Origin of the sequence: Gordonia sp. ALPHA1B1 (assembly GCF_005502615.1) — a bacterium.
In the GTDB taxonomy this organism is placed as follows: domain Bacteria; phylum Actinomycetota; class Actinomycetes; order Mycobacteriales; family Mycobacteriaceae; genus Gordonia; species Gordonia hongkongensis.
In genome coordinates this window covers 1-24,833 of sequence record NZ_SCOC01000051.1, presented here as the reverse complement: position 1 = coordinate 24,833, position 24,833 = coordinate 1, and the positions used below count along the sequence as shown (strand labels likewise).

Sequence of the window (24,833 nt, the reverse complement as noted above, 5' to 3'; positions counted from 1 at the left end):
TGGGCCTCCAGCAGCCGCAAGGCCCTCGAACGGACCTCTGGGTCGATTTTCTTAGGCATGTGCTCATCCTTCCTGACTCAGAAGGAAGCGGCATCAAACCTGGGGTGATTCAGGCTTGGCCGTAGCCGTTCGAGGCGGCAAGAACCCGCGATGCTTCCCGGACGGCGGCGGTGTTGGCCTTACCTTGCTGGGAACCAGCGAGTTTGGCCTTGATGTGGTCGCGGACCACGATTGGTTCGTACGCCAACCCGTCGGCAGCGTCGAGATGGCTTGGCAGTGTCGCAATGGTGGCGTCGATGTTGCCGTCGTGGAAGAAAGCCACCGATCGGCGGCGCTGGATGGTGCCGTCGATGATGGGTGGCTTGACGCGATGCAGAGTCGACATCCAACGGTCGTTGGTCAACCGGGCGGTAAGGTCGCCGAGATTGACCAGCAGGGCCCCATCGATGGGCTGGACGTCATGCCAGTTGCCCTCGCGGCCAAGTACTTGCAGGCCAGGGACTTGATCAGCCCACAGTACGGTGACAAGTCCAAAGTCTGTGTGCTCGCCCATGCCGGTGAGATCGCCATCAAGGGTGACGGTGCCTTCGGGGAGCGCGTAATTGTTCATGCGTAGTACGTCAACCGAGTGGTCGGTGAGGTACTCGAAGTAATCGTGTGGCAGGTTCAGAGCATCGGCGAAGACGGTGGTCAGGGTGCGTGCGACTCGTGAGGCGTGGACATAGTACTTTTCGACGTTGGTGCGGAAGTTGGCGATGTCCGGCCACACGTTCAGGCCGTAGTCGTCCTCGGAGAGGTCCAAACCTGCGAACGACTGTGCCTCTGTGCCAACATTGAACGCCTCAAAGAAGTCGTTCATCCGTGTCGCAGATTCCAGTCCGAGGCTCAAGCTCAACGATTCGCTCTTCGGGGGTGTGTAGCCGCGATTTCCCTCGACTATGTAGCTCTTCTTGACGTGCAAGGGCATGGCGAAGAAGGCGTCGACCGCGTCGGACAGCCCGACAAGTACGTCAGCGGGGATGCCGTGGCCAAGAACCTGGATGAACCCGACAGTGGAGCACGCGACATCGAGTTGACGGGCCGTTTCTGCTCGGGCGGCGATGGTGCGTTCCGAGGTGTACGAGCTGATGTCGACGGCGGGGACTTGAAATGTCTCAGCGGTGTCAGGATTTGGAAGCGACATGTGCGTCTTCTCCGATCATGTTGTGGGCTGCAAATGGGGATGAGTCCGACTTGTCGGGTGTCATGGCCCGGCGGGCGTTAACCCCGAGTGCCGTGTGATTGAGAGCAAGGTTGAGTGTGAACGCAGTGATCGCGGCCAGGGTGATACCGCTGCCCAGCACGATCTGGGTGGAGTCGGGGAACTTAGCGAACATGCCGGGCATGAAGGTAGGGAGTAGCCCCACGCCCACAGTGGCCGAGGCGATAGTCATGTTGATTGGGTCACCGAGGTTGATGTGACGGAGTGTGTTGATTCCGACGATCGCGACCACGGCGAACATGATCAATCCGACGCCCCCGATGACCGGGCCCGGAAGGCCCGCTACAAAGGCGCCGAGCTTCGGCACCAAGCCCAGCGCGATCAGGATGACTCCGCTGACTGCCGTGACGTATCGACTGAACACCCTTGTCGTGGCAACCGCGCCGACGTTGTTGGTGTACACGGTGTCAATGAAGGCGTTAAAGACGGCTCCGAAAATGCCCGAGATCGCGTCGCCGGTCAGTCCGCGGGCGAGGTCACCACGGCCGATGTCTTTGCCCGTAATCTCGCTCAGCGCCAGAATGCTAGCGGTGGATTCAGCGAACACCACGATCATCACGATCGTCATCGCAACGACCGCCGTCAGTGGGAATTGTGGAGCACCGAAGTGGAACGGCTGGGGAACCCCGAACCAGGACGCATCTCCCACGGCGTCGAGGTTGTAGAGACCCAGGGGCAGCGCGACTGCAGTGCCGATCATTAGCGCCAGCAGCACCGCGAGCTGCCGCCAGATACCGCGACCGAGACACAACAGCGTCACTGCGATGGCGATAACCAACACTGCAAGACCAATGTTGCCGGGCGAAGCGTAGTCGGCGGCTTGGGTGTCTTGACCGACAATGAGTCCCCCTGCGACGCCGATCAGCGATAACCCCACGACAGTCAGGACAGCCCCGGTTACCAGGGGCGGGAAATAGCGCAACAGGCCAGCAAAGGCCCAGGCGAGAGGAATGCCGATGACACCGCCGAGCAGCATCGACCCGTAGACCGCCGGCATACCGTACTCATGGGCGATCAGAATCATGGGCGTCAACGCCGTGAAGGTGCCACCGCAGATCACCGGCAATCGCACCCCGACCGCCTTCCATAGCCCGATGCTCTGAACAACGGTGATGGCCCCCGATATCAGCAAGTCGGCCGAGATCAGAACACCGATGTCAGAAGCGTTTAGTCCGACCGCGGCACCGAATATCAGCGGCACACTGACGCACCCGGCGTACATGATCAGCACGTGTTGAAGACCGAACGCGAACAAGCGTGGGATCGGGGGTCGGAGATCAACGGGGTGCGCATCCGAGGGAGCGTCGGGTTCAGAGACAGCAGGCATGGAATACTCCGGAAGGGTGGGAAAGCGTGGCTCGCCAATATTCTCTAGGAAATATTTCATTGGCTGGATCAATAAAGTTGCGGTGCTGTTTCCGTTGTAACTGCTTGGTTACGTCCGCGACACCAGGTCCGTTTTGGCTGCTTTCGGGGCTGCTACCTTGCGTAGGTGGATGTTGATGACCAGCTGTTGCTCGCGCGGTCTCTGGGAGCCTCGATCCGGGCCGCGCGTAAGGCGGCGCAGCTCACCTTGTCCGAACTCGCACGAAGGACCGATCTCTCCCAGCCCTTCCTGAGTCAGGTGGAAAACGGAAACACGACACCCAGTGTGATCAACCTGCACCGGATTGCGCAGACCCTGGGCACCACCGCGCACGACCTGCTCGAGCAGAGCAACCGGTCGCCGGTCAAAGTAGTCAGGGCACAAGAAGCGCGACGCTACAACCTCGGCCCCTCGGCAGTGTTGCGTTTCTGCGTTACCGGCACCCGTCTCATGGACTGCAACGAGGTAACCGCCGAGCCACATAGCGCCGCCGAATCGGGAACAACCCACGCCGGTGAAGAGTTCGTGTACGTCATCTCGGGCGAGATTCGACTCAACATTGACGGCCAAGACGTCGCGCTGCGCGCCGGCGACACCGTCTACTACTCGGCCAGCGTCCTCCACCAGTGGTTCAACGACACTGACGAGACCGCCGTATTCCTCTTCGTAAGCACGCCCCCCAGCTTTTAGGTGGTGGGAGTCCCGGTTTAGGCCACCTCCGCTTCGGAGGCGGCCGTCTCACGGTAGCGCGTCTCGTACTCGATGGGCGGGCAGTAGCCGATCGCTGAGTGCAGCCGCTCGGTGTTGGACCAATGCACCCACGCGGCGGTCTCGCGCTCGACCTCGCCGCGGCCGGTCCACGATCGCTGGCGCTCGATCGGTTCGGTCTTGTACAACCCGATCGCTGCTTCCATCAACGCGTTGTCGAGTGCATCGCCGACCGAGCCGATCGATCCGGCGAGGCCGGAGTCGCGTAGCGCCTCGGTAGACGCCAGCGCTGTGTACTGACTGCCCGCATCGCTGTGGTGCACCAATCCTGTTGCGGTAAACGAGAAGTCGGTTCTTCATCGGGCGAACAAGGGGGACTGCTGCACGGATAGGTACCAGTGGGGTGTCATACCGCGGTTCCCTTGCCGGTGTGGTGCCGAAGATATCTCTGAGCCGCAGGCAGTTTGGAGCATCAGCGGTGAAGCTGCGTTGGACCGGATCGTCCTGAACGGGTCGACCTGATCGCCGGCCGTTGCGCCCTCGCTTCTCTCCGAAGACCGACCACCAGCGGTTGTCGCGGCAGATCCGCCATGCGGTCCGCTCAGCCAGATCCCATGTGGCCCCGGCCAGCCGACGCCGGCCGGGAACGCGGAACAAAACCAGCGGCGCACTGTAGTCGATCGCAAGCGCGACGATCCACAACCTTACTCGTGCTGCATCATTCGCGAGGCCGCCGGCAATCCAGAATACGCCGGCGGCGATCAGCAAGAGGAGGATCCGGCCGGCTCGCTCGCGCTCGATCGTGCCCTTCGCAGCGACGACGAACGTCAGAACGCGGTGGCGCCGACCTGGATCGAGACGTAGGCGTCGGACGAGCCTCAGCTGCGCCAGTGCCGGGTGCGGGTCGAGGAGTCGACCCGCATTCGCAAGTGCCCGCAGCGTGAGGCAGTGCCGAACGGTGCCCGCGTCGTGCTCAGCGTCGGAGGTGCCGAGGCGCCGTCGGAGGATTGAGCTTCGCGCGTATGAGTTTCCGTCCCGCCTCTTGAGCTCACCAGATGGGACGGAAGTCGATGCGCGGGACGACAAGGGCCCCGACCGGAACGAATCCGGCCGGGGCCCTTGAGGTCTGCTGGTCACCCAGCGAGATCGTCAATTCGCAGTGAGGTTCTCGTTGGTCAGCTTGGTGACACCCTGGTCAGCCTTCTCGACGAGCGAGGCCGGCGGCTCGAAGTGCTTGCCGTACTTGCCGGCAAGTTCCTTGGCACGCGCGACGAAACCGGGCACGCCACCCTCGTAGCCGTTGATGTACTGGATGACACCACCGGTCCAGGCCGGGAAGCCGATGCCGAAGATCGAACCGATGTTGGCGTCCTCGACGGAGGTGAGCACACCCTCGTCGAAGCACTTGACGGTCTCGAGGGCTTCGGCAAAGAGCATGCGCTCCTTCATGTCCTCGAGCGGGATCTCCGTGGTACCCGACTTGAACTGCTCACGCAGACCCGGCCAGAGCTGGGTGCGCTTGCCGTTCTCGTCGTAGTCGTAGAAGCCCTTTCCGTCCTTCTTGGCGGTACGGCCGTTCTCGACCATCCAGTCGACGACGGCGTTCGAGCCGTGCTGCGGAACTTCCTTGCCCTCTGCCTTGAGCGCCGCCTCGGTCTCCTTGCGGATCTTCTGCGGCAGGGTCAGGGTCAGCTCGTCCATGAGCTGGAGCGGCGCGGCCGGGTAACCGGCCTGGGTGCCCGCATGCTCGATGAACGCCGGTTCGACGCCCTCACCGACGGCCGCGATGGCCTCGTTGATGAAGGTGCCGATGACGCGGCTGGTGAAGAAGCCACGGCTGTCGTTGACGACGATCGGGGTCTTGCGGATCTGTAGGGTGTAGTCGATGACCTTGGCCAGCACTGCATCCGAGGTCTTCTCACCCTTGATGATCTCGACCAGCGGCATCTTGTCGACCGGCGAGAAGAAGTGGATACCGATGAAGTCCTCGGACCGCTTCACGCTCTCGGCGAGGATGGTGATCGGCAGGGTCGAGGTGTTGGAACCCAGGACGGCGTCGGGCTCGACGATGTTCTCGATCTCCTGGAACACCTTGCGCTTGACCTCGACCGACTCGAAGGCGGCCTCGATGACGAGGTCGACGCCCTTGAAGTCCTGGGGATCGACGGTCGGGTGGATGCGGGCGAGGAGTGCGTCGCTCTTCTCCTGGGTGGTCTTGCCCTTGGCGAGAGCCTTCTCCTCGAGCTTCTCCGAGTACCCCTTGCCGCGCTTGGCAGCGTCGAGGTCGATGTCCTTGAGGACGACCTCGATGCCGGCCTTCGCCGACACGTAAGCGATTGCCGCGCCCATCATTCCGGCGCCGATGACGCCGACCTTCTTGGCGGTGAACTTGTCGTAACCCTCGGGGCGCGAGCCGCCGCCGTTGATGTGCTGGAGGTCGAAGAAGAACGCCTTGATCATGTTCTGCGCGACCTGACCGGTGACCAGCGAGACGAAGTAGCGGGTCTCGATGATGTCCGCGGTGTCGACGTCGACGTAGGCACCCTCGACCGCGGCGGCCAGGATGGCACGCGGCGCAGGCATATTGGCGCCCTTGATCTGCTTGCGCAGCAGGGCCGGCAGCGCCGGGAGGTTGGCCGCGAACGCCGGGTTGGTGGGAGCACCGCCCGGGATCTTGTAACCCTTGACGTCGAACGGCTGCTGGGCCTCGGGGTTCTCCTTGATCCAGGCCTTGGCGGCGGGGATCAGTTCCTCGATGGAGCCGACGACCTCGTTGACCAGGCCGGTCTCCTTGGCCTTGGTCGGGTTGAAGCGCTGACCCTGGAGCAGAACACCCATGAGGGCGTTCTGGATACCGAGCAGACGGACGGTACGCACGACGCCACCGCCGCCGGGCAGCAGGCCGAGGGTGGCCTCGGGCAGACCGATCTGAACACCCTTGACGTCCGCGGCGATGCGGTAGTGGGTGTGCAGCGCGATCTCCAGGCCGCCACCGAGTGCGGCGCCGTTGATCGCGGCGACGACCGGCTTGCCCAGGGTCTCGAGCCGACGCAGCACCTTCTTCATGCCGTTGGTCGTCTCGGTGATCTGCGTGGCGATCTCCTCCTTGGAGACACCCGTGCGATCGCTGGTCATGTCCTTCAGATCGCCACCGGCGAAGAAGGTCTTCTTCGCAGAGGTGAGCACGACACCGGAGATGTCGTCCTTCTCGGCCTCCAGGCGGTCGACGGTCGCGGCCATCGACTCCTGGTAGAGCGCGTTCATCGTGTTGGCGCCCTGGTTGGGGTCGTCCATGGTCAGGATGACGACGCCGTCGGCGTCCTTCTCCCAGTTGATCATGTTGTCACTCATGGTGATTCGCAGAGTTCTTTCTCGTGAAGTGGGAGTCGGTCAGAGACGCTCGATGATGGTCGCGACGCCCATGCCGCCACCGATACAGAGGGTGATCAGGCCGTAGCGGCCGCCGGTGCGCTCGAGCTCGTCGAGGCAGGTGCCGTAGATCATCGCGCCGGTCGCACCGAGCGGGTGACCCATGGCGATCGCGCCGCCGTTCACGTTGACCTTCTCGTGCGGGATCTTCAGATCCTTCATCCACTTCATGACGACCGAGGCGAAGGCCTCATTCAGCTCGAACACGTCGATGTCGTCGACGGTCAGGCCGGCCTTCTTCAGCGCCAGCTCGGTGGCCGGGGTGGGGCCGGTGAGCATGATGGTGGGCTCGGAGCCGATCTCGGCGAAGGAGACGACGCGGGCACGCGGGGTGAGGCCGTTGCGCTTGCCTGCCTCTTCGCTGCCGATGAGCACGAGGCCCGAACCGTCGACGATGCCGGAGCTGTTGCCACCGGTGTGGACGTGGTTGATCTTCTCGACGCTCGGGTACTTCTGCAGCGCGACGTCGTCGAAGCCGGCCATGTCGGCGAGGGCGGCGAAGGCGGCCTTCAGCTTGCCGAGGCTATCGACGGTCGAACCCGGGCGACGGTGCTCGTCGTGGTCGAGGATGGTGACGCCGTTGATGTCCTTGACCGGGACCACGGATTTGGTGAAGTAGCCACTGTTCCAGGCCTTTTCGGCGCGAGCCTGCGACTCGGCGGCGTAGGCGTCGACGTCCTCGCGCGAGAAGCCCTCGATGGTGGCGATCAGGTCGGCACCGATGCCCTGCGGGACGATGTAGTGGTCGTATGCGGTGGCCGGGTCGGTGAACAGTGCACCGCCGTCGCTGCCCATCGGGACGCGCGACATCGACTCGACGCCACCGGCGAGAACCAGGTCGTCGAAGCCGGAGGCCACCTTGGCCGAGGCCAGGTTGACGGCCTCCAGACCCGAGGCGCAGAAGCGGTTGATCTGGGTTCCCGGGACGGTCTCGGGGAGACCGCTGTTGAGGGCGGCGGTGCGCGAGATGACCGCGCCCTGCTCGCCGACCGGGGAGACGACACCGAGGATGACGTCGTTGACGTCGGCCGGATCGAGGCCGCCGTGACGCGACAGGACCTCGTTGATGAGACCGGAGACCAGGTCGACCGGCTTCACGCTGTGCAGCGAACCGCCGCGCTGCTTGCCACGAGGCGTACGGATCGCCTCGTAGATGAATGCTTGATCAGGCACGAAAGTGTTCCTTTCACACGAACCACTGGTTGGTTACCCACCGAGGCTAACGCGGAATAACTAGTTTGGCTATACCCGGTGGTCAAGAGGTCTGGCGTTCTGTCGAATGTGCGCTATGGTCTGTTCACCATGCCTGACCCCAAACCCGCCACCCGCACCAGGGGCGCCGACCGCAAACGACAGCTCGTCGACTCCGCGGCCGCGCACTTCCTCCAGCGTGGGTATGCGCAGGTCTCGCTGGCCGACATCGCGCGCTCGGCGGGCGTCACCGCGCCATCGGTGTACCGGCATTTCGACGACAAGCAGTCGCTGCTGGCCGCGGCGGTCCTGGCCGGCGTCGACGATCTCGAGTCCTGCACCGACCGGGCGCTCGCCGACGGCGTCGACGCGAACTCGCTGATCTCGACGGTCTGCGACCTGGCCGTCCAGCGTCCCCAAGCGGCATCGCTGTGGCGGTGGACCAGCAACTACCTCACCACCGAACAGAACAAACTGGTGGCAGTCCGCACCCGCGAGGTGATCGGCCACTGGGCGTCGGCGCTCGCCGCCCGGCGCACGGATCTGACCGACCGTGAGGCCGTGCAGCTGGCGTGGGCGGTGCTGAGCGTCAGCGGCAGCCTCACCGTGCACCACACCCGCATGTCCGGGGCGCGTGCACGAGGCGAGATCGAGAAGCTCATCCGTCGGATTCTCGCCCTGAGCCCCACCGCGGCACCGCCGTTCGCGACGTCGCCGACGGTCACCTCTGTGCCCGGTTCGCGGCGTGACGAGATCCTCGACGCCGCCGCCGAGTTGTTCGCCGACCGCGGTTACACCGACGTCGGCGTCGACGAGATCGGCGGCGCCGTCGGCATCGCGGGTCCCAGTGTCTACAAACATTTCTCGTCGAAGCTGGCCATCCTCGTCGCCATCGGACAGCGCAGCGGCGCGCGCCTGGAGGCGGGGGTGATGGCGGCCTACGGCGCCACCTCGGACCCCGCGAAATTGCTTGCCTCGCTCGTCGATTCGTATGTCGACGTGATCACCAGCACCCCGGATCTGTCGGTGAGCTTCAACAACTCCCCCGCGCTCGCCGGACAAGCGAGCGCCACCGATCTCGTCGACGTGCAGCGACGTTATGTGGCGCGCTGGGTGGATCTGCTCATGCAAGTCGATCCGGAGATCAAGCGCGATCAAGGCGCGGTCGCCGTGCACGCGGCGCTCTCGATCGTCAACGACGCCGTGCGCATGCGACGCGGCTCGGAGAGTCCGCAGTTCGCCGCGCGGATGGCGTACCTCATGAAGGGCGTGCTCGCGCTCTGATCCGCGCGAGGGAGTGCGCTGAATCGGGTCGCGGCTCAGATGAACCCGACGCTGTCCACGTTGTAACGTCCGGCACAAGGGAGGGTCACGATGTCGGTAACTGTGGATGACGGTCCCAGATCCAAGCGCGCGCAGATCCTGACCGTCGCGACAGAGCACTTCGGCACAGTCGGTTACGAACACACGAAGTGGGCATCCATCGCCGACGAGGTCGGCATCGGACAGACAGCGCTCTACCACTATTTCGAGTCGAAGGCACACTGTCTTCTGACCATCATGCGCAACCAACTCGGCGATTCGATTGAGCGATTCCGAGCAGGGACCGCCGGTATTCCTGACCCGGTTGAAGCCCTCCGCTCAGCGGTCGCAACATCGCTGCGCGGCGAACCCGTAGACGTCCTGCAGCGGCGAATAGTGCAGAACCAGATGGTCATCCTGGGTACTCCTCGCCGGTCGAACGGAGAAGAGGCCGAACGTGTCCGGTCGCGCGAACTGGTCGCCGAGATCGAGAGCAACTGGGCAGACCTGATCAAGCGTGGAATGGACGCCCGCGATTTCGTCGACGGAGACGCCATGCTCCAGGCGCGTCTCGTACTGGGCGTCCTGGGGAGTGTGTGGCGCTGGTACCGCCCGGGTGGCCCGTTGTCTCTCGACGACGTGATCGGCACGGTATCGGACGCGACGATGCGGATGCTCTCCGCGCGTCAGACCGACCCTGCCGCACCGGCCCGCCCGCTATGCTGAGCCGACGCCGAAGATGGGACTCGGATCGGATGAACGACGCCTCGGAAGCGCGGGACCGCCCCCGCTACACTCGCGACGAACTGGTCGCCGAACTCGGACTGTCCGCTGATTTCGCCGAGAAAGCTTGGAATGCATTCGGTTTCGTGCGTCAACCGTCCTCGGACAAGGTTTTCTCCGATCGCGACCTCGCCGCGCTCCGGATGTTCGCATCCTCCTCGGCGGCGATGCCGGATACCAGCCAGATCGCGATGGCCCGGGCCATCGGACAGACGATGTCCCGACTCGCGGAGTGGGAGGCCGACCTGCTGCGTGACATCGTCGACGACCCCGCGGTGCCGTGGGACTTCGACCAGATGAGCCTCGCGCTCGGCCAGATCCAGCAACTCATCTGGCGTCGGCACATGGCGCAGGCGATCGAGCGTCACACCGATCACTCCGACGACGAAGAGATCGACCTGATCGTCGGCTTCGCCGACATCGTCGGCTATACAAGCCTTTCCCGGCGCATCGATCTGAATGACCTGGAGTCCCTGCTCGGTTCGTTCGAAGACGACACGTTCGACGTGGTCGTAAATCATGGTGGCCGCGTTATCAAGACCCTCGGCGACGCGGTGATGTTCACCTTCGACGACGCCCCCGCCGCCGCGAGTGCCGCGCTCGAGATCCATCAGCTCTCCACGGACGACAGTCTTCCGCCGTTGCGGGTCGGCATGGCGCGCGGCTCCGTCCTCGCCCGGCTCGGAGACGTCTTCGGCGAGCCGGTGAACATCGCTTCCCGCCTCGCCGGATCCGCCCGTCCCGGAACCACACTCATCGACGACGCGATCGCCGATCAGCTCGGCGGTGATGACCGCTTCTACCTCAAATCGATACCGACACTGCGCGTTCGGGGATACAAACACCTCAAGGCCCGTGTCCTCGAAGCACACCGCAACGGTCCGCTGAGCGACTGACCCACTGGCGAACCTCATTTCGACCCCTGGACTTCGATCGAAGTCCATCGGTCGAGTTGAGGTTCGCCGGTCACAGCGACTCGTGGCTGTGGACGGTGGCGAGCTGTTTGCGCCCTGCCCGGCTATCGTCATCGTCGAACATTTATGGTGGTTCGCGAAGTCAAAGGGGGAATTTTGTCGGACATGATCGTCGATCCAGCGGCTGTCGGGGCGTCAGCGACGGAGATCTCGAGATGCGCATCCCGTCTGATGGCGTTGGAGCTCACCTCCCATGCCGGACTGGACGGTACGACAGCGACCTTCAGCCAGCTCGCCGGACAGTTCCGCGGGGCTTCGAGCGACATGTCCGCGGTGGCGGCGGGTGCCGACGAACGGATCGCATCCGCGCTGGCCAATGTGTCCGGCACGGTTTCCTCGTTCTCCGAACTGGTGCTCGGTGCCAAAGACACCACCGTCGAGACCGATCAGGCGAGTGCGAGCACGATCAAGGACGCCGTGGCGTACCCCGCCCGCGGGGGTCAGCAGACAGATCACGTGGTCCCGCTGAGCGTCCTGCTTTCGGTCCAGTAGACCGTGCCACCCAGCTACAACGACGTCATGTCCTGGAACCCCGAGGTCATGACGTCGATCGCGAACGGGATCACTCGACTGCAGGCACACCTGGAAGTCGAGGCACCAAAGGCCGGAGAACCCGTTCTCAACCTGACGCGTGCTCAGTGGACCGGGATGGCTCGAGGTCCTGCCGATCATCGCGCCGAGGGCCTCACCCGGTGGATTCGCGGTGTGGCCGACGAGTTCGGTGATCTGGCTTCCGTACTCACGAACGGACAGAGCAACATCCGCGACGCGATGAAGGCTCTCGAGACCCGAACCAGCCTTGCCGACTCCGACGGTTACATCCTCGATCGTGGAAGCCGCGAATACACGGTCAACTTCGACAAGTCTCGAGCCCCCGACGATGCGGAGTTCGACGCCGGAAAGGCTTTCGAGCACCACTCGGCTCTGCTCGGTCTCGGCACCGCGGCCGACAACGCCGTCACCGCCACCCGCGACGGGATCAACTCAGCACTCGGCGAACTCGGCGGAATGACACCCGCCGCCAACGCCGTCAACCGCGGGCTCGTCGACTCGAGTCTCGCAGCGAGTGACGCCGCCGCCGTGCGCGCCGGCACGGCGACTCCTGAACAGCGTGGGCGATTCCTTCGCGCGATGAACCTGACCCCGGAGCAATTGGAAAAGTTGAAAACCGGGCAACCCTCGGACCTGGAGCCATCACGCCTCCAGTACGTCCTCAACGCCTTGGGACTTGCGGGCATGGACCCCAGGAGCGCCGCTGTAACTGGCGCCCTCGGTGCTTTGGAACGTCGCGGGTCAGACATCGAGAATGCGTACGCGAGACAACGGCGGTCCGTGGGGCAAGCCGGGATGAGTGCGGACGATGTCGCGCGGTTGAACTCAGTCGGTAGAAACCTGGCTCGGGGCGCATTCTGGGCCGGGATCGGGTACACCGTCGTGGACGAAGGACTCAAGTACGCCCGTGACGAACAGGACGGCGGCGACGCCACAGCGGCCGTCGTCGGCGCAGTAGGTGGCGGGTATGTTGGCGGCGCCTTGGCGGGTGCGGCCATCGGATCATTCGCGGGCCCCGTAGGAACTGCCGTCGGAGCGGGTATCGGCGCTGCACTCGGAAGTCACTATGGCGCAAGTTTCGGCAAATGGGTGAAAGGTAGGTTCGACTAAATGCAGGCTCAAAACTCCCCTAGCCGCCGACACGCACCTCGGCACCGAGCAGAGTCATTCCCACGCGGGTTCGGCTACTGGCTCGGCGGCCTGGAGACCTACACCAGGAACTTTTTGGTGGTGTTGCCATCTGCCTCGGCATTCGGCGTGGGTGTGTTCACGAGTATCAACATATTCTCCTGAGGCCGTCGATGATCTCTGCCATCGAATACGCGATCGTGAATCTCGGCAGTACGGCGACCCTCCGAGCGTCCACGCCGGCGCTGGATTTTCTTCCGCCCGCTGCCTGGTACGACCTGGACAGCGACGAGGCACACAAGTCGATGGCGAGCCGTGTCCTCCTACGCTCGGAGAGTCCGATACCTGCCTTCGCGTCGAACGTGGTCATCCAGTACTTCGATCTCGGCCAGTGCGAAGTCGTACGACTCTCCGAAATCGACACCACCCTCGACATCTCCGCACTGGAGCAGTCAGTCGTCCTCGATCACACTGTCGATCTCGATGGATACCTGTGTGTCGACGACGGCACATACCGGACGGGAGGGTTCGATCTCCGAGTTCGTCGAGCTCAGCTCGCCTATCCCACCGCACAGGGCAATTCGACGCTGGCGATCTTCACCGCAACCACCTCCGAGTCGGCCTGGGATAGCACCCAATCGGAGATCACAGAAATGGAAACACGTTGGCTGCAGAAAACCACGAGCCGAACAAGTGGCGGGATATGAAGACCTACTTCAGTGGTCGATTCTCGATGTTCATCACGTACCCGATCGCGCTGTTCCTGGTCGGATTGCTCGTCGGCTACCTGATGTCGAGATGACGAACTGGTGTCGGCTGCAGGTCTCGTCCCGGAGCCACCGGCGTAGATACCGGCCTCGCCACCGAGCATCGTCGACCTCCACTTCGTGGAGCGCGGTGCACTCCCCGCCTGGCCGTCGATATCGGACGTACCTCTCGGATTCGATCATCGACACGCTCAAGTTCGAGCTCGCCTGTATACCGTCCGCCGCCACTTTCGCGCTCGGTCTCGTTGTCGGCGGTGGATTGTCGTAGCGTCGCGTTCCCGAACCCCACCCCCAGACCGCAACTCGACCCCCAGACCTCGATCGCAGTCTGCCGGTCGAGTTCAGGTCTACCGGTCACAGCGAACCGGGCCCTACGCCGCTGATCCGCACCTCGCTCGCCTTGACCACCAGGTAGACCGCTAGTCCGGTGACGAGTCCGAGGTCGGCGACCGCCGCCCAGGTCACCTCAGCGGCGACGATCTGCTCGCCCACCTCGGCGGTCATCACGGCGTGGTCACCCCGGGGCGCGACGTCACGGACGGTCGCGGCCAGCGTCGTACGCGGACTGCCATGCGGCGCTTCGAGATAGACGGCGACGGCCCGTGGCGAGAACGTGGCCGCCGCCCCGGCCCCCGGTGAGGGTCCATCGACCTCGACACCGCCGACGACCCGATTGCCGGAGGGGTCGACGACGGCGTCGCCCGCGTCCAGGCGTCCCACGAACAGGTTGAGCCCGGACAGCGACGCCGCGAAACGACTGGTGGGCCGCGCCAGAACCGCACGCGTCGAACCGGTTTCGACGACGCGACCGTCCTCGAGGACCATGATGTCGTCGGCCAGGCCGAGCGCATCCACCGGGTCGTGGGTGACCATGATCGTCGTGCGGTCCCGATCGGCGAGAAGTGTGCGCAACAGCGCCCGCAATCGGCTCGCGACGTCGACGTCCAGGGCCCGAAACGGTTCATCCAGCAGCAGGATTCGTGGCTGTGCGGCGAGCGCCCGGGCGATCGCGACCCGCTGCGCCTGGCCGCCGGAGAGCTGGTGCGGTTTACGGTCGGCGAGGGCGGTGACCTCCGTTGCCGTCAGCCAGCGTTCCACTCGTGCCCTGATCTCCGGCCTCGAGAGACGCTGCGCCGAGGGCGCGAACGCCACGTTGTCGGCGACCGTCAGATGCGGGAACAGCCGCGCGTCCTGCGACAGTAATGCGATTCCGCGCCGACTGGGCGGCACGAAGGTCGTCGCGTCACAGAACACCCTGTCGCCGAGCACTATCCGGGACCGATCGTCGCCGCGCACCAGTCCGGCGATCGCGCGCAGCATCGTCGACTTGCCGGCGCCGTTGGGCCCGACGACCGCGGTGGTCGCGCCCGCGGCGAACCGGTGCTCGACCCACAACGCGGGCACCTCGAGGTCGATGATCACCTCCAGGTCCGCGCCGGTCACAAACCACCCCCGACGCGCGAACGGCGGCTGTGCACTCCCACGACCACGATCAGGGATACGACAACCAGGATGAGCGACAACGGGATCGCGGCCTGTGGGTCGTCGATGGCCGACACATAGATCGCCAGTGGCGCAGTCTGGGTCACCCCGGGCGCGTTGCCGGCGAACGTGATCGTCGCACCGAACTCGCCCAGCGCCCGCGCGAACGCGAGCACGAGACCCGCGAACAGAGACGGCAGGACCAACGGGAGCGTGACCCGCCAGAGCGTCCGAGTCGGCCCCGCACCCAGGGTCGCGGCGACCTCCTCGTATCGCGTCCCGACGACGCGCACCGCGCCCTCGACGCTGATCACGAGGAAGGGCAGCGCGACGAAACTCTGGGCCAGTACCACCGCCGTTGTCGTGAAGGCGATGTCGATGCCGGCCGCATGCAGATGTTCACCGACGATCCCGAGCCGGCCGAAGGTGTACAACAGGGCAAGACCACCGACCACGGGCGGTAAGACCAAGGGCAACAACACGAGCGCGCGGAGCACACGGATCACCGGACCGTCGTATCGCGCGAACACCAGTGCCATCGGCACCCCGACCATCAGGCAGATGACGGTGCTGCACGCGGCGGTGATCAGTGACAACCGCAGCGCGTCGAGCGACGAGGGCGACGAGATCTGGTCGACGAAGGTGCCCCACGGCGAACGGAAGAGCAGCGCCAGCGGAGGTAGCACGATCAACACGACGCCGATCAGTGCCAAGCCGTACGTCCAACCGGGCAACCCCGCCGGGTCCCGTCGGGTACGAAGGACCGTGCTCAAGGCGCCCCGAACCCGGCGTCGCGCAGGATGCGCTGACCGTCCGCGCCCAGGACGAGGTCGACGAACTGCGTGGCGAGTTCGCCATCCCCGGCGCCGGCGAGCGCCGCGATCGGATAGGAGTTGACCACGGCGGCGAATGCCGGATCGGTCACGGTGTCCACCTTGTCGCCGGCTCCGCGCGCGTCGGTCACATACACCACGCCCGCATCCGCTTGGCCGGTCGTCACCTTGGTCAGCACCGCGCTCACCGACTGTTCCTCCGAGGCGGCGTCGATGGTGACACCGGTGTTGCGCTCGACGGTCTCGGTCGCGGCGCCGCACGGTTGAGCCGACTGGCAGATGACCGTCGTGACGTCAGGCTTGTTCAGATCGGCGAACGACCGGATCCCGCGGGGATTGCCCGGCGCCGTGACGATCACGAGTGTGTTGGTGGCGAAGACCGCCGGGTCGATGGCGAGATCACCCAGCTTGCGCATGTTCTTCTCGTCGGCGCTCGCGAACACATCGGCCGGCGCCCCCTGCTGGATCTGATTGGCCAGCGTCGACGATCCGTCGAACGAGAGTCGTACCGTGACGCCGTCGTGCTGTGCCTCGAACTCATCGGCGATCGCCGTGAACGTCATCTTCAGCGACGCCGCCGCCGAGATGTCGAGGGTCGAGGCCGCAGACCCGCCGGCATCTGAGCCACCGGCAGACGAGCACCCTGCCACGATCAGCAGTCCGGCCGCGGCGACTGCGACGATGGACCTCCTCATCTGGCCTCCCTGTTGGTCTCGACGATCACCGTCGTCGCCTTGACGACGGCCGTGGCCACGACGCCGGGCCGTAGATCGAGTTCGTGAACTGCGTCCGCACTCATCAACGACGTCACCTCGAACGGACCGCATTGCAGGGTCACCTGAGCCATCACCGCGTCCGTGCGGACATCGGTGACGAGACCGGTGAACCGATTGCGCGCCGAGCGTCCGACCGATGCCCCGTCGTCCGGTGCCACCGCGCGCTCGCGGGCCAGCGCGGCGAGCCGTGCGCCATCAACGGTGGCGACCGGTCCGCCATCGGACTGTTCCAGGACGCCGGTGGCCACCCATCGTCGAACCGTGTCGTCACTGACGCCGAGCAGAGTGGCTGCGTCTTTGATCCGAATCGCGGTCACGGCGACATCGTATCCGCAGATGCGGAGATATCGGTTCCTGGCATCCGCAGGAACGGATCTCAAACAGATTGACTTCAACTCAACTTGAAGTCTTACGCTCGATTTCGGTCCGACCGTCGGATTCGCAGCCCCGCAACCGATGAATTCGGTGCGGGCAGACGGTCTGACTTCGAGTACGAGATCGCCACACCCCGAACATGCCCTGAATTGTTCCCTGACGTCACCCGCGCGCCACGTAATTCGGTCGCGGCTGTCACACCCCCTCTATACCGTGGAGAAACATGAGCTCAGTCACAGTTCCCACCACCGCACCGGGAGAAGTCGCGACGGCCGATGTCGCCATCGAGGCCATCGACCTGGTGAAACGCTTCGGCGATTTCACGGCGGTCGACGGCGTCAGTTTCACCGTGCCGCGGGGTTCCGTGCTCGGCCTGCTGGGCCCCAACGGCGCCGGCAAGACCACCACCGTCCGAATGATGACCACCCTGTCGCCGCCCACGAGCGGGACAGCCCGCATCGCCGGCTACGACGTGCGGGAACAGCCCGGGATGGTCCGCCAGAACATGGGCCTCACCGGCCAGGCGGCCACGGTCGACGAGATCCTGACCGGCCGCGAGAACCTCCGCATGATCGGCGGTCTGTACGGCATCGGACGCAAGACCCTCGCGCGTCGATCGGAGGAACTCCTCGAGCAGTTCTCCCTCTCAGAGGCCGGTGACAAACAGGTCAAGTCCTACTCCGGCGGAATGCGCCGCCGACTCGACCTCGCGGTCAGCCTGCTGGCCACGCCACCGGTGCTCTTCCTCGACGAGCCGACCACCGGCCTCGACCCGCGCAGCCGTTCCGAACTCTGGGACGTCCTGCGCGATCTGGTCGCCGACGGAACCACGTTGCTGCTCACCACGCAGTATCTGGAGGAGGCCGACCAACTCGCCGACGACATCGTCGTCATCGACAAGGGCACCATCATCGCGCACGGCACGTCACTGCAGCTCAAGGAGCAGGCCGGTTCGGCCAGCCTGGTGCTGACCGTCTCGCACGCCGACGACCTGACGGCCGCCGAGTCGCTGTTGCGCAAGAACGGGGCGGAGGTGTTCGTCGACGTGGCGGCCCGCCGACTCACGACAGCCGCAGCCGGCCTGGGCGACCTGCCCCGCGTCGCCGCCTGGTTCGACGAGAGTGGCATCTCCGTCGACGACTTCGGACTCTCCCGGCCGAGCCTCGACGACGTCTTCCTCTCCCTCACCGGCCACCGCGCCGAGGAGTCGAGCAACACCGACGACACCGACAACACCACCGACGAGGAGCGTTCCTGATGACCACCACGGCACAGACCCACGCTGTGGTCGCGGACAAGCCGCGGATCCACCCCACCACGATCTGGCAACAGGCCTGGATCATGGTGAAGCGCAACATGATCCACACCAAACGGATGCCGGAGATGCTCTCCGACGTGACCATTCAGCCGATCATGTTCGTGCTGCTGTTCGCGTACGTGTTCGGCGCGTCGATCCAGACCGACTCGGCGTCGTACAGAGAGTTCCTGCTCCCGGGCATCATGGGTCAGACGATCGTGTTCACCGCGTTCATCGTGTCCACGGGCATCACCGCCGACCTCGAGAAGGGCATCATCGACCGGTTCCGGTCACTGCCCATCCAACGGTCGTCGGTGCTGATCGGCCGCAGTATCGCCAGTCTGCTCCACAGTTCGATCGGCATCGTCGTCATGGCCGTGACCGGCCTGGCCATCGGCTGGCGGATCCGGGGTTCGTTCGGTGAGGCGGTCCTCGCATTCGCGCTGCTCCTGCTCTTCGGCTTCGCGATGATCTGGTTCGGCATCCTCATCGGTTCGTGGCTGCGGACGGTCGAGGCCGTCAACGGCTTCATGTTCTCGGTCCTGTTCCCGATCACGTTCCTGTCGAACGCGTTCGTCCCGACCGAGCCGATGCCCACCTGGCTTCGGACGATCGCCGAATGGAACCCGATGTCGTCACTGGTCCAGGCATTGCGTGTGCTGTGGGGTAACGGCCCGGCATTCGGTCCGGATGCGGCTCTCCCGCTGCAATATCCGGTCCTCGCCACCCTGATCTGGACGGTCGCGCTGACGCTCATCTTCGCGCCGTTCGCGCTGCGCGCCTACAACAAGCGAACCTCGGATTAGACCACCACCCGACCGAGGTTCGTCGACGCGACCCGCTCAGGCAGTCAACGTGATTGCTTGCAGCGGGTCGCTGTATATCGCGTCGAGAGACACCGCGCCGGCGGCCTGCTGCTGCACGGTCGCTCCCGAATGTGACACGCGCACATCCCGTTTGCTCACGATCGAGGTCTCGCGCACGGCCTTCGCGACCGTCGGCAGGCCGGCCGCGTAATCGGTGAACGCCTGTCCGCCGAGGATGATGTGATCGGGATTGAAGATGTCGGCGATCAGCCCGACCGTACGTCCGAGCACCTCCGCCCGCTCTTCGAGCAGACGACGTGCCGTGAGGTCACCGCTGCGGGCCAGGGCGTGGACATCTTCCACATCGGTCGCCGAGAGGCCGAGTGCGCGTGCAGCTTCCACGACACCGGTGTCGCTCACCGCGGGCTCCAGGCGCCCCGTCCGGTTCGGGTCGAGCAACGTGGTCGATCCGGTCGGGAAGTGACCGATCACCGGCGGTCCCGCGGTCGGCGTGTGCACGGTCCCGCCGACGCTGAACGCGATGCCGAGCATCTCGCGCGCGTAGAAGTACAGGAAGCTCGACTGCTGGTCGTCGGGGTTGAGCACGAGTTCGGCGGCTGCCATGGCCTCGACGTGGGACGCAACCGACACCGGCAGTCCGACGGCCTCGGCGATCGTCCGGCCGACCGGCGCGCCCTCCCAGCCGAGTCGGGGGTGGTCGACGATGCCGCCCTCGGCCACGCGCCCACCGAGCGCGACACCGACCCACAGCACCCGCCGGCCCGTCCAGCGCTCGGCGAAACGCCGTGCGCTGACACCGATGGCGGTGAGTGCTTCTTCCGGTGAATCGGCATGCGGGGTAGGGATCTGGATGGCCCCGACGACACGATGCAACAGGTCATGGGTGGTGATCGCGGTGACCTTGTATCCGATGTGGATACCGAGGGTGAGGAACTCGGAGATGTTGACCTCGAAGGGCAACCGCGGTCGCCCGATGGCGCCCGAGGGCGCGAGGTCGGCCCGTTCGCGGATCAATCCCGCCTTCAACAGCGCACTGACCTGGCGATTGACCGTGGAGATGCTGAGCCCGGTGCGCTCGGCCGCATCGTCGCGGAACAGCGGGCCGGACAACCGGGCGGCCCGGAGGACGAGCGCCGCGGGTTTGGTCGACAACTCCAGGCGCGGCGTTGCGACGTGCACCCGCTGGTCCCCCTTCACTGGTCCGCGTCGGTCGGCGACCGGACCCGGGGTCCGAGTCGGCGGTACGGAAGTCAACGGTACGGGCTGGCGCGTGCCCTGAGGAGCACGACGCACCGCGCGGGTGACCGGCTGACGCCGGACAGGAGAGGCGGGGGCGTTGCGCAGGGTACGGGTGGAGAGTTCGGGCAGTGTGGCGGTCATGATCGTCCTCGTCGAAAGACCCCACGGATCGCGGGGCGGAAGCCGGAAGCTGGTGCTCTGAGCAGAGACTCGAGAAGCGACGCCCCGGGGAGGAGATTGACTCGGCGGGGGTCGGTCAGCGCATTCGACGACAACAACAGAGAACGCGTGCAAGCGGCAGACGACAGCCCAGCGCGGTGGTCACGTAGGTGACCTCCGTGAGGCTGTGGTCGGCACTTGTCATGCGGATCAAGCTAGCAACGCGGCCCCGTACCGGCAAGCCCGTCCCACCCCTGGTCACGGGCACCGACGACCGGTCGCACACGCGTCCACCGGCGAGAATAGGCCCGTGGCGCGACGCGGACAGGGGTTGCACTCACCCTGATCCGAACTCGTTCGACGTCCGGTCGCTCGACCTGCGACCCGATGGAGAAGCGGACCGTGGTCGGCTTGGACACTCGGGTCGAGGCTGTCGGTGCACCCCGGTAGATTGTGAGCATGACCACAACCAGCCCCGCGGCTGAGTCCAGCGCCGCGACCGACGCCGAGTTCCTCGAGGTCAGCGAGCCTTTTCGACGTGAGATCATCGCGCATTGCTACCGCATGACCGGATCCCACCACGATGCGGAAGACCTTGCCCAGGAGACCTTTCTCCGCGCGTGGAAGGGCTATGCGAAGTTCGACCACCGGGCGTCCGTGCGCACGTGGCTGCACAAGATCGCGACCAACACGTGTCTGACCGCTCTGCAGAGTTCACAACGACGCCCCCTCCCCTCCGGCCTCGGTGGCGACGCCTTCGACCCGACCGACGACCTGCTGCAGAACCACGAGGTGCCCTGGCTCGAGCCGTATGCCGGCACCACCGACGACATCGCGCCCGGTGACGACGCGGACCCCGCGTACGTGGTCGGCGCGCGCGAGTCGGTACGACTGGCGTTCATCGCGGCACTGCAGCATCTACCCGAACGGCAACGCGCAGTCCTCATCCTGCGCGACGTGCTGCAGTGGCGCGCCGCCGAGGTCGCCGACACCATCGGTGTCACCACCGCCACCGTGAACAGTTTGCTGCAGCGGGCCCGCGAGCAGGTAAAGACCGCACGCCCGCAGCAGGATTCGGTCGGAGTCGATGCCGCGACGACACTCGACGACGCCGCGAAACGGGAGCTGCTGGCCCGCTACGTGTCGGCCTTCGAACGCTACGACGTCGACGCGATGGTGGAGCTCTTCACCGACAAGGCGATCTGGGAGATGCCGCCGTTCACCGGCTGGTACCAGGGCGCAGAGAACATCGGAACCCTCATCCGTCGCAACTGTCCGGCCGAGAAGGCGGGCGATCAGATCATGCTGCCCACCACAGCCAACGGGCAGCCGGCCTACGGGCTGTACATGCGCGAACCGGACGGTGTCCACCGACCGTTCCAGCTCCAGGTACTTGAGATCGACCCGCAGACAGCCAAGGTCAGCCATGTCGTCGCCTTCTTCAGCGACGACATGGAGAGCGATTTCGCACGCTTCGGTCTGCCGGCGACCCCGTACGACGCACCGGAACGCACGACGCCGAGCCCCTGGCACTGAGACCGTCCGGTTCTCGCGCGGCGCCGATCAGTCGTCCGCGGTCTGCGGGATCTGCGAAGGGTCCATCCACACGATCTCCCAGGCATGACCGTCCGGGTCGCAGAAACTGCGGCAGTACATGAAGCCCAGGTCCTCCGCTGCGCGGAGTTCCCGGCCGCCGCAACCGAGTGCCGCTTCGGCGAGCCGGTCGGCGTGTGCGCGGCTGTCCGCGGAAATGGCCAGCAACGACTCGCGGCCCTGCAGTGGGTCGGCGACTTCGGTGGCCGCGTAGCCGGCGAATCGTCGTCGCTGCATGAGCACGACCATCGCCGAGTCGTTGATCTTCATGCACGCGCTCCCGACGTCGCAGAAGATCTCGTCGAAGTGGAAGCCGAGCGATCCGAAGAACCGACGAGACCGCGCGACGTCTACGACGGGCAGGTTGACGAACAGCATCGGCGTCACGGGCGCACTCCAGACATCTCGGGGTTGCTGATACTGACCGGCCCGACGCCTCGAACTCATCGAAGCCGACATAGGGTGCAGGAATGGGTGTGATCTATCTGGTTCGTCATGGTCAGGCGAACGCATTGGCGTACGGCATCGCCGACGCCACCGACGATCTGAGCAACGGACCCGGCGGTCTCACCACGGCCGGGGCCACACAGGCCGCGCTGTCCGGTGGATTCCTGGCCGGGCAGATCGGCACCTTCACCGCAGCCGCCAGTGGCGACCTCCCGCGCCAGCAACAGACGCTGAGCGGCGTGCTGGGGGCTTTCGACACCGATCAACCTCAGCCGCACGTCGACCCGGGGTGGAACGAGTACTCACTGCCCGCACTGGTCGGCGAGGCCACGCCGGAGATGTATCGCGACGGCCGCAGCTACCAGGAACAGCTCGACAAGGGGCTCGCGGCCTGGATAGCGGCCGGCGAGCACGACGCAGCTCCCGGCCTCGACGGCGGCCCCGCCGAGAGCTACCCCCAGTTCAAGGCGCGCGTCTCCGACGCGGCCGCCCGCGCCACCGAGCTCGCCGGGTCGGGTCAGACGGTGCTCGTGGTGTCCTCGGCCGGCACCATCACCCAGTGGATCGCCCAGTTGTGGGGCATCCCCGACGAGACCTGGCCGGCGATGGCCCGCACGATGGTCAACGCGTCGATCAGCAAACTGATCGTCGGCCGCAGCGGCGTCTCGGTGGTGTCGTTCAACGAGCACGGTCACCTCTCCGACCGCGACGGCGGGATCGCGACCTTCCGGTGACCCTTCGACGCTCGCTCCGCTCGCACCTCAGTATCCGCGGCCTGGCGGCCGTGGTGGATCACGAAAGAACACTCCGCAGCATCCACATCTCTGCTCCCTGAGGTGCGAGCGAAGCGAGCCACGAAGGGCTTCGCAACGTGTCTCAACAGGCCCTTCGTGGCTCGTCGCTAACGCTCCTCGCAACTCAGGGATCAGGGGTTTGAGGATCTTTCGGATTAGGGAGCAGGGGCAGGTCCGAGCCTAGGCTCGGTGCAGGTTCTCGCCGGGTCGGGTGATGACAACGTTCGGAAGCACCGCGTACCGCGACAACTGGGTGATCGAGTGGGCGATCACCGCGATGTCGTCGGCCGTGATCATCTCGTCGGCGGGAATGCGGTCTTTGAGCCAGTCGGTCATGTCGGTGTTGACGTAACCCGGCGCGATCGTCGTCGCGCTGACCCCGCTGCGTGACTCCTCGAGATTGAACGTCTCGCACAACGAGATGAGCGCCGCCTTGGTGGCACCGTAGGCGGACAGCTCCGGCTCCGGGTAGACGCCGGTGATCGACGCCACGGCGATGACTTTCGCGGCCCCATGGGCCTCTGCGGTGGCGCGCAGGGCGGGCAGCGCGGACTGCAGGAGGATGTAGGGAGCGCGGACATTCACTTCGTACAGCCGGGGATCTCCTGACCTGAAAGTGGGCGGTTTTCGGTCAGTTTCGATGTGGGAGTTCCGGGCATGCGCCGCCCCTGGTGAGGTTGGCCATCGCGATCAAAGCATCGGGAGTGTGAAATCCGTATGACCGCTTTGTCAATGACCGCAGATGGCAGTTCGTCGCCTCGACTCGAGCGTTGCTCATCTGACACGTGACCGCGTTGTAGATTTGCACCTCTCGTTTACGGATACTCGGCGCCAAGGTGCGAATCTCGGGTATATCGCAGGTCTCCGCCTTCCTCAACCAGCGCCGCAACGGCGCCCAACATGAGGAGTACGCACCTGAAAGTATGTGCCTTATCTCTTCTTTCATCTGATACGCACGGGCCAGCACACTGTTGGCATCGGCGACAACGATGGACTGCAGCCGCTCTTGACTCTCGGTGAGGCTGTCAGGATTCTTCAACAACGCCCACCTCAATCGGCCGCGTTCCACCTTTGACAAGCCGGCTATCCGGCTCATCACCCGAGACCGGCATCGGTCCAACGCCTGATTGACCCACTGCAGCACATGAAATGGGTCCATACACCAGTACGCGCCCGGCGCCCGCTCGGCGATGACCGCACCGATGTACTCGGCGCCATCAGCGCTGATGTGAGTGATCTTGCGTGCTCGCACGTCACCCAGTTCGTCGAAGAATCGCTCAATGGTCTCCTTCTTGGCGCCCTCACCAGCCCAGACCAACTGACCTGTGTCATGGTTAACCACCACAACCAAGTATTTGCGGCCCTTGCGATAAGCAATTTCATCGATACCTATGCGCCGCAACCCATTTAACCGTCTAGTGGTGTGTCTCGCAATTGTCTAGCTCGTTGTTCGGTAGGCTGGGTTGATGAGTGCACCGGCAGCGTGTTTGCGGTTGACGAAAGCCGAGCGGGAGACGTTGGAAACGTTGGCGCGGGCGCAGACCGCGCCG

General features: G+C 65.0%; 22 protein-coding genes and 3 pseudogenes. 11 read left to right on the top strand and 14 right to left on the bottom strand.

The window, feature by feature from the left end:
* Positions 1 to 109: 109 nt before the first annotated feature.
* Positions 110 to 1,183, bottom strand: coding sequence for a 2-oxoglutarate and iron-dependent oxygenase domain-containing protein (locus FFS52_RS21790; RefSeq protein WP_137810915.1), 1,074 nt, complete (start codon positions 1,181 to 1,183; stop codon positions 110 to 112).
* Entirely contained in the window at positions 1,164 to 2,588 is a 1,425-nt protein-coding gene (locus FFS52_RS21785; protein WP_101823329.1) for a nucleobase:cation symporter-2 family protein, read from the bottom strand. Before FFS52_RS21785 ends, FFS52_RS21790 begins: the two co-directional genes overlap by 20 nt.
* 165 nt (positions 2,589 to 2,753) lie before the next feature.
* Here FFS52_RS21785 and FFS52_RS21780 point away from each other — a divergent pair, with 165 nt between their 5' ends.
* The gene (locus FFS52_RS21780; RefSeq protein WP_101823327.1) at positions 2,754 to 3,317 is read left to right on the top strand and encodes an XRE family transcriptional regulator; all 564 of its coding nucleotides are present in this window, start codon (positions 2,754 to 2,756) and stop codon (positions 3,315 to 3,317) included.
* Positions 3,318 to 3,334: 17 nt separating this feature from the next.
* On the opposite strand, the pseudogene FFS52_RS21775 reads toward FFS52_RS21780, so the two are convergent.
* The 4 genes and pseudogenes from FFS52_RS21775 to FFS52_RS21760 form a co-directional block, all read right to left on the bottom strand.
* Positions 3,335 to 3,706: pseudogene (locus FFS52_RS21775) on the bottom strand (integrase core domain-containing protein); the annotation flags it as partial.
* A 70-nt stretch (positions 3,707 to 3,776) separates the two neighbouring features.
* Positions 3,777 to 3,923 (bottom strand): annotated as a pseudogene (locus FFS52_RS23975) (IS3 family transposase); the annotation flags it as partial.
* 561 nt (positions 3,924 to 4,484) lie between these two features.
* On the bottom strand, positions 4,485 to 6,686 hold the full coding sequence (locus tag FFS52_RS21765; protein WP_137810914.1) for a 3-hydroxyacyl-CoA dehydrogenase NAD-binding domain-containing protein: 2,202 nt from the start codon (positions 6,684 to 6,686) through the stop codon (positions 4,485 to 4,487).
* A gap of 39 nt (positions 6,687 to 6,725) precedes the next feature.
* A complete protein-coding gene (locus tag FFS52_RS21760) occupies positions 6,726 to 7,937 on the bottom strand; it encodes an acetyl-CoA C-acetyltransferase (protein ID WP_137810913.1) in 1,212 nt (403 codons plus the stop codon).
* Positions 7,938 to 8,066: 129 nt separating this feature from the next.
* On the opposite strand from FFS52_RS21760, the gene FFS52_RS21755 reads away from it, so the two are divergent.
* From FFS52_RS21755 to FFS52_RS21730, 6 genes are all read left to right on the top strand, one after another.
* Positions 8,067 to 9,239, top strand: coding sequence for a TetR/AcrR family transcriptional regulator (locus FFS52_RS21755; RefSeq protein WP_137810912.1), 1,173 nt, complete (start codon positions 8,067 to 8,069; stop codon positions 9,237 to 9,239).
* Positions 9,240 to 9,329: 90 nt separating this feature from the next.
* A complete protein-coding gene (locus tag FFS52_RS21750) occupies positions 9,330 to 9,983 on the top strand; it encodes a TetR/AcrR family transcriptional regulator (protein ID WP_065630311.1) in 654 nt (217 codons plus the stop codon).
* A 29-nt stretch (positions 9,984 to 10,012) separates the two neighbouring features.
* Positions 10,013 to 10,936 (top strand): adenylate/guanylate cyclase domain-containing protein, encoded by a 924-nt coding sequence (locus FFS52_RS21745; protein WP_137810911.1) that lies wholly within the window; start codon positions 10,013 to 10,015, stop codon positions 10,934 to 10,936.
* Between the two features lie 249 nt (positions 10,937 to 11,185).
* On the top strand, positions 11,186 to 11,506 hold the full coding sequence (locus FFS52_RS21740; protein ID WP_249358714.1) for a hypothetical protein: 321 nt from the start codon (positions 11,186 to 11,188) through the stop codon (positions 11,504 to 11,506).
* 27 nt (positions 11,507 to 11,533) lie between these two features.
* On the top strand, positions 11,534 to 12,676 hold the full coding sequence (locus FFS52_RS21735; protein ID WP_238994963.1) for a hypothetical protein: 1,143 nt from the start codon (positions 11,534 to 11,536) through the stop codon (positions 12,674 to 12,676).
* A 191-nt stretch (positions 12,677 to 12,867) separates the two neighbouring features.
* Positions 12,868 to 13,401 (top strand): acetyltransferase, encoded by a 534-nt coding sequence (locus FFS52_RS21730; RefSeq protein WP_137810908.1) that lies wholly within the window; start codon positions 12,868 to 12,870, stop codon positions 13,399 to 13,401.
* Positions 13,402 to 13,815: 414 nt separating this feature from the next.
* Here FFS52_RS21730 and FFS52_RS21725 read toward each other — a convergent pair whose 3' ends face one another.
* From FFS52_RS21725 to FFS52_RS21710, 4 genes are read right to left on the bottom strand one after another with little or no spacing between them, the layout of a single operon-like run.
* Positions 13,816 to 14,904, bottom strand: a complete 1,089-nt coding sequence (locus FFS52_RS21725; RefSeq protein ID WP_137810907.1) for an ATP-binding cassette domain-containing protein — start codon at positions 14,902 to 14,904, stop codon at positions 13,816 to 13,818.
* Positions 14,901 to 15,716: an ABC transporter permease gene (locus FFS52_RS21720; protein ID WP_249356565.1), complete on the bottom strand. Its 816-nt coding sequence runs from the start codon at positions 15,714 to 15,716 to the stop codon at positions 14,901 to 14,903. Before FFS52_RS21720 ends, FFS52_RS21725 begins: the two co-directional genes overlap by 4 nt.
* Positions 15,713 to 16,471, bottom strand: a complete 759-nt coding sequence (gene modA / locus FFS52_RS21715; protein WP_137810906.1) for a molybdate ABC transporter substrate-binding protein — start codon at positions 16,469 to 16,471, stop codon at positions 15,713 to 15,715. The genes FFS52_RS21720 and modA overlap by 4 nt, the downstream gene beginning before the upstream one ends.
* Positions 16,468 to 16,869, bottom strand: a complete 402-nt coding sequence (locus tag FFS52_RS21710; protein WP_137810905.1) for a TOBE domain-containing protein — start codon at positions 16,867 to 16,869, stop codon at positions 16,468 to 16,470. Before FFS52_RS21710 ends, modA begins: the two co-directional genes overlap by 4 nt.
* 281 nt (positions 16,870 to 17,150) lie before the next feature.
* Between FFS52_RS21710 and FFS52_RS21705 the strand changes: the two genes are divergently transcribed.
* Both FFS52_RS21705 and FFS52_RS21700 read left to right on the top strand, forming a co-directional pair.
* Entirely contained in the window at positions 17,151 to 18,185 is a 1,035-nt protein-coding gene (locus FFS52_RS21705) for an ATP-binding cassette domain-containing protein (protein ID WP_065630304.1), read from the top strand.
* Positions 18,185 to 19,030: an ABC transporter permease gene (locus FFS52_RS21700; RefSeq protein ID WP_137810904.1), complete on the top strand. Its 846-nt coding sequence runs from the start codon at positions 18,185 to 18,187 to the stop codon at positions 19,028 to 19,030. Before FFS52_RS21705 ends, FFS52_RS21700 begins: the two co-directional genes overlap by 1 nt.
* A gap of 36 nt (positions 19,031 to 19,066) precedes the next feature.
* Here FFS52_RS21700 and FFS52_RS21695 read toward each other — a convergent pair whose 3' ends face one another.
* Entirely contained in the window at positions 19,067 to 20,230 is a 1,164-nt protein-coding gene (locus tag FFS52_RS21695; protein WP_137810916.1) for an ROK family protein, read from the bottom strand.
* Positions 20,231 to 20,908: 678 nt separating this feature from the next.
* Between FFS52_RS21695 and FFS52_RS21690 the strand changes: the two genes are divergently transcribed.
* A complete protein-coding gene (locus FFS52_RS21690; RefSeq protein WP_065630303.1) occupies positions 20,909 to 21,985 on the top strand; it encodes a sigma-70 family RNA polymerase sigma factor in 1,077 nt (358 codons plus the stop codon).
* Positions 21,986 to 22,012: 27 nt separating this feature from the next.
* On the opposite strand, the gene FFS52_RS21685 is transcribed toward FFS52_RS21690, so the two are convergent.
* Entirely contained in the window at positions 22,013 to 22,429 is a 417-nt protein-coding gene (locus FFS52_RS21685; protein WP_137810903.1) for a glyoxalase, read from the bottom strand.
* Positions 22,430 to 22,512: 83 nt separating this feature from the next.
* Between FFS52_RS21685 and FFS52_RS21680 the strand changes: the two genes are divergently transcribed.
* Positions 22,513 to 23,223 (top strand): histidine phosphatase family protein, encoded by a 711-nt coding sequence (locus tag FFS52_RS21680; protein WP_068971415.1) that lies wholly within the window; start codon positions 22,513 to 22,515, stop codon positions 23,221 to 23,223.
* A gap of 240 nt (positions 23,224 to 23,463) precedes the next feature.
* Here the strand turns inward: FFS52_RS21680 and FFS52_RS23800 are convergent.
* Together FFS52_RS23800 and FFS52_RS23795 are read right to left on the bottom strand one after the other, a co-directional pair.
* Positions 23,464 to 23,893, bottom strand: a pseudogene (locus tag FFS52_RS23800) (SDR family oxidoreductase); the annotation flags it as partial.
* Between the two features lie 21 nt (positions 23,894 to 23,914).
* Positions 23,915 to 24,685 (bottom strand): transposase, encoded by a 771-nt coding sequence (locus tag FFS52_RS23795; RefSeq protein ID WP_212743650.1) that lies wholly within the window; start codon positions 24,683 to 24,685, stop codon positions 23,915 to 23,917.
* Positions 24,686 to 24,833 lie beyond the last annotated feature (148 nt).